This is a genomic window from Clostridium sp. (assembly GCF_050717545.1).
Taxonomy (GTDB): Bacteria; Bacillota; Clostridia; order Clostridiales; family Clostridiaceae; genus Clostridium_AD.
Genome location: NZ_JBOITN010000030.1, coordinates 148,595 through 160,737, shown reverse-complemented (window position 1 = coordinate 160,737; position 12,143 = coordinate 148,595). Strand labels below are relative to the sequence as shown.

The following is a 12,143-nucleotide window of genomic DNA, read 5'->3' as shown; positions in this document are numbered from 1 at the left end:
GTCTAATCAGTATAACGAAATATTATCTTAGAACTTGTTAGTTCTATAGAACCGCCCTGTACCGAACGGTATGCGGGGTGGTGTGAGAGGTCGGCTAATCAAATAATGATTAGCCTCCTACTCGATTTTATATTATAAAGTCCAAAGTATATTCTGCATTTAGGCTATTATATTTTTCTACAAGATCAGCAAGTGTCACTGAATCCATAACCTTATTAATTTGTTCATTAACCTCTTGCCATACAAGAGTGTTTATACAAACTTTTATAGTTTTATCAATTCCTAAGGCATCATCAGGGTCTCCATTAATATTTAAGTCACCTTCAAGTATTCTTAAAACTTCACCTACAGTAATTTTTGATGATTCTTTAGAGAGTGTATAACCTCCCTGTGAACCTCTAGCACTTTTTACAAGTTTTGCTTTCCTAAGTATCGAGAAAACTTGCTCTAGATAGTTTTCTGAAATAGATTGTCTTTCTGCAATAATTTTCAAAGGTATATAGTCTCCAAATGAATGCACAGCTATATCAACCATTGCTCTTAAACCGTATCTTCCTTTAGTAGAAATATTCATGGTAAGTTAATTCTCCTTATTTTTAAAATATACATATAACGCATACTAAAATATTTATTCATTTATTTAGAGAATACTATAAACGAAAGAATAAGTCAAATTAACAATAACTAACTGCAATATTGCATAATTCTTATTACTTTTGTTTTAATACACAATATCAAATATTTTCAAATTCGCTCAAGGTTTTTAATTTATTTTCAACTTTTACTTTTTCAGTTCTTATACTATCTAATTGTTGAACTAATTTTTTATTTTCTACTTTTATTGTTTTGGTTGAATTATGTGAAAGGCCAGTTTCTGCAAGTTCTAAAGTGTACTGTATTTCTTGTTCCAGCTTATTTTTATAAGTCTCCTCGAATTCCTTTTCAACTTCAGCTAACTCTTCATTTAAACTTGTTTTCAAACTGTCAATAACTTGTCTTGAAACTTCTGATTTAATTTGTTCTTCTGTTTTCATACAAATTTCATCTCCTTATAATCTATGATTTAATTTTATTACAATTTAATAATGAACTCGAATTAGCCAAAACTTCATATTTTTATCACTCCATCCAAGATCCCAAGGGACTTTACTCCTATCAGAATTATGACAACTAACCAAAGAATATCCTTTTGAATCTGCACCTGTAACAACAGAAATATGAGTAATATCTTTTTTCTTCTCATAAGCAACAAAATCTCCTGGTAACAGTTTATAACTAGCTTTATATACCTTGTCATAGCTACCATATGCGATTACTGACGCTCTACCACTATATATCATATATTTCTTGAAGCCATCTGCATTAAGCCAAGACCCAGTTGCACCATTTTTGTCATAACTCCAAGCTGGATTTTTCTTGAAGTTGCCACCTTCAAATAAAATTTGTGAGGCGAAATTTGCACAATCACCACCTTGAGGATTATAGTTTCTATATTTTTTATTATATTTATAATCATATTTAGCAATGCTTGCAGCACCGCAATACTGATTAGCATATTCTACAGCTTTAATTCTTCTCTCGCTAAGGTTTGAAAAGTCTCTTGCATTTTGCAATAGTATATATTCTTTTATAGAATCTGCTTTAATGTTACCAAGATCTAAAGAATTTGCAAAAGGATCTTTATACCATTCTTTAGATATTACCCAAGAACCATCTTTACTCATTAGTTGTAAATTATGATAAGTACCAATTTTTGAAATATTTTCTACTGAGGGCTGATTTTCATATACATATTTGTATTCAGTAGAACATAATAAATAAATTGAAAAAGTACCATTATTATCTTTTATTTTTTTTACAATTACAGTTGGAATAATGTCTGTAAACTTAACTCCTTGTTTTTCTGCCCAATTGTTTATATAATCCATTTTTCTTTTTTCATATTCATATGCCCATGTTCCATATTTTGTGTCCATGTTATAAAGTGATTGTATTAATTCTAAATCACCATTTAAAATTGCCTTGTTTCTACTTTGAAAAATTTGTTCTATATAATTGGTAACTTGTTTTTCTTCATCATCAGTAGCGGCATATACATAGTTAATAACAAATAACTGAATGGATAGAAAAAATATTATAAATATAATCAATCTAATTTTGGGTATTTGTAATTTTTTTGTTTTATAAATATTCATAATATTATACTCCTATTATTTTATCGATTTTTTCTATGATATTTTTTACAGGTTTTTTATTTGTTGGTGCGCCTTCATACCAAGGTTTTTGTATATTTACATGACCTTTAAAATAACGAGACTTTAAAATGATTTCTGGTCTATACTCAAAATGTAAAATATCAAAGTGAGACCATTTACCACCCCATACAAAACCATTTTTTTCAAAAACTTCAACAAGTTCATTAGAATATGAAATTAATCTTTTCGCGCCTTGTTCTTTAGAAGCCCATTTCCAATAGTCCCTTTTATCGCTAGCCAGGTCAATAGCAATTCCATAGGCATGAGGACTTAGCCTATTTGTGCCTTTTATAATGCGATAGTTAAAAGTGCCACTACAAGGTAGAAAGCATTTTCTTAAATTAGAATCTGATTGCGCAAGAGTATTTAGTTCTTTCATAACAGTTTGAAGTGAACTTGAGGCACCATTGCTTTTATTAAATTGATAATTATTGTAGCCTACATTAACTTTTGTAAGATTATATTCTATAACTTGTTTTGAAGTTCCATAGACCTGAGATAATAACCCATAGCATCTATAGCGGCCAGGATCAAAATTTTCTTCCATTATAGTTTTAACTCTAGTCAAAGGATAGCTTTGTTCTAATGAATCTTGAAGATCTGGGTTTATAAGTTTTTTATCTGAGTTTTTTTGTAATCTATCATCGTAGCATAGCTTTTTTCCGGATTTCATAACTATATATATATATCCATCTCTTGATTCTATGGTTGTAATATATTCAGGGTAAGCAAGCATTAAACATAGAAGATCTTGCTTCATTGTTATATTATATATACTATTGCTTTGTGGTCTAATATTAAAATCTGTAGCAAGTGTTTTAGAATCTACAACTAGGTTAAAAAGTAAACTAATAACAAGTATATAAGTGAACATTTTCTTCATGGTGTTATTCTCCTCCTTCAAAAATGGAATTATTTATGGGAAAAATAATAAATATTAAAGACTAAATTACTTTTTTATAATACTATTGATATATATATTTTCCAATGTACTATTATTATATGTGTGGATATATTAACAAAATTAGTGAGTATATTTCCAAAAAAAATAAAAAAATAAATATTATTTACTTTTAAAACATATATTAATATTAAATAAATGGTATATTATAGTAAGAAATGAATGGACATTATAAGTAGAATTGCACTAACGCATCATGAAAAATTGGATGGAGCAGGATATCTTAATGGTTTGTTATAAGAACAAATACCAATATTAGGGCGGCTTATGGCTCTTAGCGATGTGTATGATGCACTTATAATGGTTCTAACATTTCATAATTATATAATATAAAATAGGCAACATAAATACGATGCCTATTTTTGGTATTTATGAAAAGCTATATGACGTTAACCGTTTATAATGTTCCCACCATTTACATGAATAGTTTCACCGCTTATATATGATGAACCCTCATGTGCTAAAAATACATATGTTTCACAGAGCTCTACTGGTTGGCCTGGTCTTCCCATAGGAGTTGTGCTGCCAAACTTGCCAACCTCACTCGCACTAAAAGAGGATGGTATCAGTGGAGTCCATATTGGTCCAGGAGCTACTGCATTAACTCGTATTTTTCTACTTGCAAGTGATAGTGCGAGTGAACGTGTAAAGGTAACTATTGCTCCTTTAGTTGAGGAATAATCAATTAATGTTTCATGCCCTTTGTAGGCAGTAATAGAGGAGGTATTTATAATTGTAGCACTTTCTTTTAAATATGGTAATGTTGCTTTGACTAGATAAAACATACCAAAAATATTAGTTTTAAAGGTTCTTTCTAATTGCTCCTTTGTAATATCTTCAATGCTATTTTGTGGATGCTGCTCACCTGCATTGTTAACAAGAATATCTATCTTAGCTAATTCTTTTATCACTATGCTCACGGCATTTATGCAGAAAGCATCATCACCTATATCGCCAGGTATTAGGACACATTTTCTGCCCTTTGCCTCAATAAGTTTTTTTGTTTCCTTCGCATCTTCATGTTCATTAAGATAAATTATGGCAATATCGGCACCTTCTCTAGCGTATGCAAGAGCGACCGCTTTACCAATACCACTATCACCACCGGTAATCAAGGCCACTTTATTCAATAATTTGTTAGAACCTTTGAAATTTGGATTTTCAAAAATAGGTCTTGGATTCATTAATATTTCAAAACCGGGTTGTGTATCTTGTTTTTGCTCAGGTACACTCATAGGAAAATTAAAGTTTTCATTCATAAAGTATCTCCCTTGTAAATTTAATTTTTTGTATCTTTAGTTTATGGTTAATCAGTATTTATATTCATATTAAAGGTATTATATATTTTATGAATAAGTTATATATAAGCTTAAGAATAGTAAGAAAGGTCGAAATATGTTATAATTGAAAAATATGAGTGCAACGAATTTTTAAACTAAAATAGTTTTAAAATTGAAATTGATAAAAATGAAACAAATTTATTAATATTTAATGACCTATAAAATTAGAGCTAAATAAAGATTAATCAGCCTAAACATGCTCATATCACTAATAAAGGGTGGTTTCTTAGATGAAATATAATCATGTAAGAAAGTTGTTGTTTCCAATTTTCAAGAAAATTCATAACAGGATAAAAGTGATTTGTGACATTTAAAGTTAAAGACGACCACTTCCAAAGGAGAAAAGATGTTATTCGAAGACTTAAATCTTATTACACCAATAAAAAAAGCATTAAAAAATGAAGGGTATGTGGAAGCTACACCTATACAGGAGGAAGCAATTCCAACTATTTTAGAAGGAAAAGACTTTCTAGGTTGTGCTCAAACAGGCACAGGAAAGACAGCAGCATTTGCTGTTCCTATACTTCAAATTCTATGTGGTAAACAAAAGGTAATAAAGGGACCTAAAAATATAAAAGCACTAATACTTGCACCAACTAGGGAGCTTGCAATTCAAATTGGAGAAAGTTTTACAGCTTATAGCGAATATACGAATCTTACTAGTACAGTTATTTTTGGAGGCGTATCACAAAAACATCAAACGGATGCTTTAAGAGATGGAGTAGATATTTTAATAGCAACTACGGGAAGATTACTTGATTTAATGCAACAAAAGTACATTAATATACACCATGTGGAGATGTTTGTACTTGATGAGGCTGATCGAATGCTTGATATGGGATTTCTGCGTGATGTAAAAAGAATTATAACGCAACTTCCTAAAGTTAGACAAACCATGCTTTTTTCAGCAACTATGCCACCAGAAATATCAAAACTTGTTGATTCTATTCTTATAGACCCAATAAAGGTAGCGGTGACTCCTGTATCGTCTACTATTGAACTTATTGATCAGGCAGTGTATTTTGTAGATAAAAAAGATAAAAAACCATTGCTTATACACTTGTTAAAAGACAAATCAATAGTTTCTGCATTAGTATTCTCAAGAACTAAACATGGGGCTAATAAAATAACTAAGGACCTTAACAATGTGGGAATAGAGGCTCAAGCTATTCATGGCAATAAATCTCAAAGTGCTAGGCAACTCGCCTTGAATAATTTTAAAACTGGAATAACAAGAGTTTTAGTTGCAACAGATATAGCCGCAAGAGGTATTGATGTTGATGAATTATCTCATGTTATTAATTTTGATTTGCCTAATATTCCAGAGACCTATGTTCATAGAATAGGAAGAACTGGAAGAGCTGGACTTGGAGGAGTTGCATTATCATTTTGTGATGTGGAAGAAAAACCTTTTCTTAAGGATATTGAGAAAATTATATCAAAAACAATACCAGTGGTTGAGGGCCATCCTTTTCCTGCTAGTAATGTAATAGCAGTGGTAAGTAAAGATGAAGCTAAAAAGACTACTACTGCAAAAGCACGGTCAACTGGTTATGCTAGAAGAAATGGTAGAAACCAAGGTGGAAACCAAGATAGGAATCAAGATAGAAATAAGCAAAATAAGAATTTTAGATCATCAAATAGATAACAATTTAATAATAGTATAAAGCCAATGATTATTTAAATAATCATTGGCTTTATTACTCTGCACTTTAAATTTCGTGCAGAATTAGTTAGTAGTCACCGTTTTTAGCCCTAGCAATACTGCTTACGCCTAAAATCACAGATAATTTATAAATTAACATAACTAACATCTCCCTTTAGAAGTTGAATGTTTGCTTGTTGACTACAGTAATAGTATATCTCGCTTTTGAAAATTAATACACTAAATAAAAATAAAAATTTATTATAAGTTACTGAATTTTACTAAACGTCATCAAATATGGTAAAGTATATTAAAGAATATAAGTTTTTTTGGTTTAGCGTAAATTACGTTAAATACTTATAATAATTAGATTATGCGAGAGGGGAATTAGTAGTGATATACACGTCGGAACACAATAAAATTTATAATTCTATTGTATTAGAATTTCAGATCAGTGGTGGTATGTTAGAAGAAATGAAAATGCTAGTCGAATCTTTGGTTAAATCTAGAGTGGATTTGTGTAAACTTTTAAAGATTGAAAATGCTAATGCCGAAACTTTACACTTCATTAAACAAAAACTTATTAGATCTATAAATATAAATGAATGTAGTATAAGAAAAAATCAAAAAAACAAAATAGAATTGTTAGTTGAGATTAATAAAAGAAAACAAGATATTAAAGGTACAAAATCACATATAAATAAATTAGAAAATGAGCTTTGTCTTGAGAGGCAAAAGAGTAGAAAGTTGAGTGAAGATTTTTACGCTTTTGTTAGTAGAGAAAAATTTAAAAGCATTAAGAAATATTTTGTGAAAAAGTATAAAATAGTTTTTGCTAAATATTCTAATGAATTAAGTATAAAAATTGAAATTCAAGAATGCAATGAAAGAAAGAATAAACTACGGAAAGAAAAACAAAACTATATTTATAGTATGGAGAAAGATAATAGAAAAATAACCACCGATAAAATTAAAATGGCACGCTGTAGAAAAAGTATTATTAATATGGGGAAGGCTATTGAAATTTTTAATATGAGAATTTCGGACATTAATGATTATAGTGAAATGGAGGATAATTTAAATAAAAAATGCAAGAGGATCAATTAAAATCACATCTTACATTTTTACCTAGAATATGGAAAATCTATTTAAATGCCTTTTCAAATATTCCTTTAATAATATTTTTAGAGGTTACGCCTTCATGAACTTTAACTCCATCGACATAGTATGTAGGCACATAATAGTAAGTATATTGTGTTGCTATATCTGGTTGAAGTTCTTCATCAATTATTTTGATTTCAATACCAGCATACTGTGGATTTTGAATTTTTGTATTTTCCATCCATTTAAGTGCTTTTTTACAATAAGGACACCATTCAGTTACAAACATAATTACTGGTTTCATTTATTATCATCACCAAACTTTCTCATTAGTATATATTATTAGACCTTTATAAGTATACACTATTTATTTGATTCTTAGTATAACAAAGTGAATTATATAATATTATCACGTATAAATATAGTTTTTTTCAATTAAAACTGACTATATAAGTGCATATTTCGATTTTTAAAGTAAAATAGTTAAAGTTATTGATACTAATCAATAGAAATAAGTTACATTATTTGATATCATAAGCATAGCTAAATGTGTAAATTAGTTATGGGTTTTAAAAGAAAAGGAGTGATTTTGTGTCTATAGAAAATATGGAATCTATATTAAAATGTCCCGTTTGTAATTTAAGTCTCAAAAAACATGAAAAACAATATGTATGCCTCAATAATCATAGTTACGATATCTCTAGTAAAGGACATATTAATCTTCTACTTGCTAATCAGAAAAATACAAAGGAACCTGGAGATAGTAAAGAAATGATGGAAAATCGTAGAAACTTTTTAAATAAAGGTTATTATCAGACATTTTCTGAGAAGTTAAACAATATAATAGTATCTAATATAAATGGAAATAATGTAAATATACTTGATGTGGGATGTGGAGAAGGATATTTTTTGGCTAATTTAAAGAGAACTATTTACAAACATTACACTAACTATCCCATAAAAAAAGAGTTTGGTTTTTATGGGATAGATATTTCAAAAGCTGCAGTTACATATGCAACTAATAGAGATAAACAAATAAAATTTATAGTAGGGAGTAATTTTAACTTACCCATAATGACAAATACTATAGATATTATTGTTAGAAATTTTGCACCCTCTGATGAAAGTGAGCTTGCAAGGGTTATAAAGGATGATGGTAAGTTAATTGTTATAACACCTGGAATTCAACATCTATATGGATTAAAGGAAATATTATATGTAAATGCTAGAGAACATGAGCAAAAAAGAACAACATTTAATGGCTTTAAATTAATTAACTGTTTTGAGGTAAAGTACAATATTGATGTAGAAGGTGCACAAGATGTAAAGAGTCTTATTGCAATGACTCCTTATTATTGGACTATCGACAATGCTATGAAAGAAAAAGCTAGCGAAACCTTCAGACTTTCAACGTTGCTGGATTTTAATATAAGTGTATACGAGAAGATGATTTAATTATTTGATGGCTTTTCCATACAACTGATGGTAACATGCGTATTGGTCTGGAAGGGAAAATTATGATACAAATAGGAGGATTTAAATGAAAAAAATATTTAAAGGGATGTTAATAGGTATTAAAAATAGTCTTGAGAGATTTCCGGAAACTATAGGTATTTCAACTATTTGTGTTATACTTCTTATTTATATTTCAGAAATAACTGGGGGAGCAAGTGGTAATTTAATAGAAACTCTTCGCAGAGTGGTCATGGTGATTGCCCTTGGAATCCCTTTGTCATTATCTATAAAACTTTTTTTTGAAAGACTTGAGAACTATAACAAGGCACTTTTATATGCAACTTATTTGGTAAGCACAGTATTGCTTGTGCTATATTATTACTTTTTCTTGCAAGATATTGAAATAATATCAATATCAAGATATATTGGCGTTACTCTTGTTCTATATTTAGTTTTCTTATTTATATCTTATTTACCAAAGCGTGATGATTTTGAGTTTTTTGTTATAAGGGTTTTTACTAGATTTTTTACTACGATTTTATATTCAATTGTTTTGTATATTGGACTAGCTGCTATTCTTTTTACTATTGATAAACTTCTAGGAATTAATATAAAATCTGAGCTTTATTACTATACTTATCTTATTGTTGCTGGTATATTTGCACCAATATTTTTTCTAGCAGGTATTAAAGCAAAACATGAAATATTAACCATAAAAGAATATTCGCGCCTGCTTATGGTATTAGTGTTATATATTATAATGCCACTTATTTGTATATATACAATAATACTTTATATATACTTTGGAAAGATAATTATCACGAGGACTTGGCCAGAAGGTCTTGTATCTAACCTAGTGCTTTGGTATTCTGCAATTGCTGCAGCGGTACTATTTTTCATATCTCCAATGCTTAATGAAAAGGCTTGGCCAACAAGATTTATGAAGTATTTTCCAAAGGCTATTCTTCCACTAATTATCATGATGTTTTTTTCTATAGGTATAAGAATTGACGCATATGGGGTAACTGAGAATAGATATTTTGTTGTAGCGCTTGGGATATGGACATTTTTAGTTATGATTTATTTTGTAGCTAAAAAGAAGCTAAAAAATATAATACTTCCGATATCACTTGCAGCAATAACAACAATATCTGTATTTGGGCCAATAAGCAGTTATTCAATTTCAAAATACAGCCAAAATAACAGGCTAACCAAAATCTTTGTTAAAAACAATATGATAAAGGATAATAAAGTAATTAAGGCAAGCGTAAAGGTAACTGATGAGGATGCAATTGCTATAACTAGCATAGTTAATTATTTTGATGCAAATCACAGCATAAGTGATGTTAAAGGATTGCCAGAAAATTTCAAAATTATGGATATGGAGAAAACATTAGGAATTAAATATAGTGAAGGAAATTATCAAAATAGAAATGAGTATTTCTATTTTGATTCAGTAGGCTCGACGCAGCTAATAGATATAAGCGGATATGACTATCTATTTGTTTTAAGGAATAATGGTAAGCAGTCTAATGAGAATGCAACAATTAGTATGAACTTTAATAATGAATCAAGCACTCTAAATATAACTAAAAATAAAAATAATATATATAATAAGAATTTAAAGGACTTTGCAAATAAGCTTATAGATAAATACCCTGATGGTCAAAAGGATCAGAGTTTATCTCAAGAGGAAATGTCATTTGTTGATGAAAATGAAAAAGTTAAAATTAAGATTCAATTCTTAAATATATCAGGAAACAACTCAACATCAAGTGATAGTATTGAACCTAAGAATTTTGAATTTTATGTAGTTGTTAAAATGAAATAAATGTTAATTTTATTATAAATGGGTTATTAGTACCGTTTAAAATAATATGATATAATATAATTGATAAATAAGAGATTAGAGGTGCATCCATGACTAATGATGAAATGTATAAACGTATAATAGCTATGACTAGTATTAAAACTGCAAAAAACTTTATTAAAACTTATGAAATAAGTAAAGGTGATTTAGCAAAGCTTTGCAAGAAATTTAATATATTTGTAGAAGGAAAAGCAACTAAAGAAGATATGATTGATAGATTTTTAGGAGAAACTTTAGGTAAAAAATTAAAAAACAAGGCAATAAATAAGTACAACATTAGATAAAAATTTTAGTTGAATTATCTCCTGAGTATCTGCGGTATTAACGACTTCAATAGGAGATTTAAACTCCCGCTGAAGTTTTATTTTTGCTAGGGAAGTAAGTTAACTTTTACTTATATAAGTGGGAGACTTTCCTTGTGAAATGTCGTTAAATCAAGTTTATAAAAAGAATAAGTGTATAAATAACTTTATTTAATAAAACAATAGCTATAGAGGTGAAAATAATGAAGTTGTTTATACCAGATATTGCATATATAGACCCGAAAATATTAAAATATGAATCATCAAAAAAGACAATAGAATATTTAGAAAAATTAAATGTTCCCATAATTAATTCTAAAAAAGTTGTAATAGATTCCGGATCGCCTGAGAAAAACTATTCAACAGCTAAAAAAACTATTCTGTTTACAACAAACGGTCAAAAAAAACTAGTAAGCTGTAAACCATCTGCAGATTATCAATTTTCATTGTCAAGTTCATGCCCGGCTAATTGTGAATATTGTTATCTTCAAACTACGCAAGGCGAAAAACCTTTCATGAAAATTTTTCTGAATGTTGATGAAATCTTAGAAAATATACAAACTTATATTGATGCTAATTTACCAAAACTTACTTTCTTTGAATGTGCAAGTATAACTGACCCCGTTGCACTTGAACACTTGAGTGGTAACTTAAAAAGATGTATTGAGTTTTTTGGCGAGAGTTCAAAGGGTAGACTTAGACTTGTAACAAAATTTGATGATGTTAATTCGTTTTTAAGTCTAAAACATAACAAACATACAAAGTTCAGATTTACTTTAAATTCTAGATATGTAATAGATAATTTTGAACACAACACGTCCACTTTTAGTGAGAGAATAGATGCAGTTAAAAAGATAGCAGACGCTGGATATCCAATAGGGTTTATAATTGCTCCTATTATGATATATGAAAATTGGAAACAAGAATATAAGGAGTTATTTGAAAATTTAAAAATAGCGCTTGTTGATTATCATGAGGAGATAAGTTTTGAACTTATCCAGCATAGATTTACAAAAGCAGCAAAGGAGCTTATAGTTCAAAGATTTAAAAAAACTAAGCTTGATATGGATGAAGAAAAAAGAAAGCTAAAATGGGGACCATATGGAAAGTTTAAATATGTTTATCTTAAACCAGAAAGTGACGAGATAAAAAAATATATTTCAGAGCTTATAAATAATAATTTCGATCAGGCTATAATTGAATACTTTACTTAA

General features: G+C 28.8%; 12 protein-coding genes. 6 read left to right on the top strand and 6 right to left on the bottom strand.

All coding sequences use genetic code 11. From position 1 onward, the window contains the following. Positions 1-127: 127 nt before the first annotated feature. From ACREVX_RS08630 to ACREVX_RS08610, 5 genes are all read right to left on the bottom strand, one after another. Complete coding sequence (locus ACREVX_RS08630; protein WP_431543768.1) at positions 128-574, bottom strand: RrF2 family transcriptional regulator; 447 nt, start codon at positions 572-574, stop codon at positions 128-130. Positions 575-734: 160 nt separating this feature from the next. Further along, a complete protein-coding gene (locus ACREVX_RS08625; protein WP_431543767.1) occupies positions 735-1,034 on the bottom strand; it encodes a hypothetical protein in 300 nt (99 codons plus the stop codon). A 45-nt stretch (positions 1,035-1,079) separates the two neighbouring features. Continuing rightward, positions 1,080-2,195: an amidase domain-containing protein gene (locus tag ACREVX_RS08620; RefSeq protein ID WP_431543766.1), complete on the bottom strand. Its 1,116-nt coding sequence runs from the start codon at positions 2,193-2,195 to the stop codon at positions 1,080-1,082. Positions 2,196-2,199: 4 nt separating this feature from the next. Beyond that, on the bottom strand, positions 2,200-3,138 hold the full coding sequence (locus tag ACREVX_RS08615) for a M15 family metallopeptidase (RefSeq protein WP_431543765.1): 939 nt from the start codon (positions 3,136-3,138) through the stop codon (positions 2,200-2,202). A gap of 467 nt (positions 3,139-3,605) precedes the next feature. Beyond that, on the bottom strand, positions 3,606-4,475 hold the full coding sequence (locus ACREVX_RS08610) for an SDR family oxidoreductase (protein WP_431543764.1): 870 nt from the start codon (positions 4,473-4,475) through the stop codon (positions 3,606-3,608). Between the two features lie 427 nt (positions 4,476-4,902). On the opposite strand from ACREVX_RS08610, the gene ACREVX_RS08605 reads away from it, so the two are divergent. Both ACREVX_RS08605 and ACREVX_RS08600 read left to right on the top strand, forming a co-directional pair. After that, complete coding sequence (locus ACREVX_RS08605) at positions 4,903-6,204, top strand: DEAD/DEAH box helicase (RefSeq protein WP_431543763.1); 1,302 nt, start codon at positions 4,903-4,905, stop codon at positions 6,202-6,204. Between the two features lie 390 nt (positions 6,205-6,594). Next, entirely contained in the window at positions 6,595-7,308 is a 714-nt protein-coding gene (locus ACREVX_RS08600) for a hypothetical protein (RefSeq protein WP_431543762.1), read from the top strand. A gap of 37 nt (positions 7,309-7,345) precedes the next feature. Here ACREVX_RS08600 and ACREVX_RS08595 read toward each other — a convergent pair whose 3' ends face one another. Then, complete coding sequence (locus ACREVX_RS08595; protein WP_431543761.1) at positions 7,346-7,606, bottom strand: glutaredoxin family protein; 261 nt, start codon at positions 7,604-7,606, stop codon at positions 7,346-7,348. A gap of 287 nt (positions 7,607-7,893) precedes the next feature. On the opposite strand from ACREVX_RS08595, the gene ACREVX_RS08590 reads away from it, so the two are divergent. From ACREVX_RS08590 to splB, 4 genes are all read left to right on the top strand, one after another. Further along, on the top strand, positions 7,894-8,757 hold the full coding sequence (locus ACREVX_RS08590) for a methyltransferase domain-containing protein (protein ID WP_431543760.1): 864 nt from the start codon (positions 7,894-7,896) through the stop codon (positions 8,755-8,757). An 85-nt stretch (positions 8,758-8,842) separates the two neighbouring features. Beyond that, positions 8,843-10,588 (top strand): DUF4153 domain-containing protein, encoded by a 1,746-nt coding sequence (locus tag ACREVX_RS08585; RefSeq protein ID WP_431543759.1) that lies wholly within the window; start codon positions 8,843-8,845, stop codon positions 10,586-10,588. 89 nt (positions 10,589-10,677) lie between these two features. Further along, on the top strand, positions 10,678-10,911 hold the full coding sequence (locus ACREVX_RS08580) for a hypothetical protein (RefSeq protein ID WP_431543758.1): 234 nt from the start codon (positions 10,678-10,680) through the stop codon (positions 10,909-10,911). Between the two features lie 221 nt (positions 10,912-11,132). Further along, positions 11,133-12,143, top strand: a complete 1,011-nt coding sequence (gene splB / locus ACREVX_RS08575) for a spore photoproduct lyase (protein ID WP_431543757.1) — start codon at positions 11,133-11,135, stop codon at positions 12,141-12,143.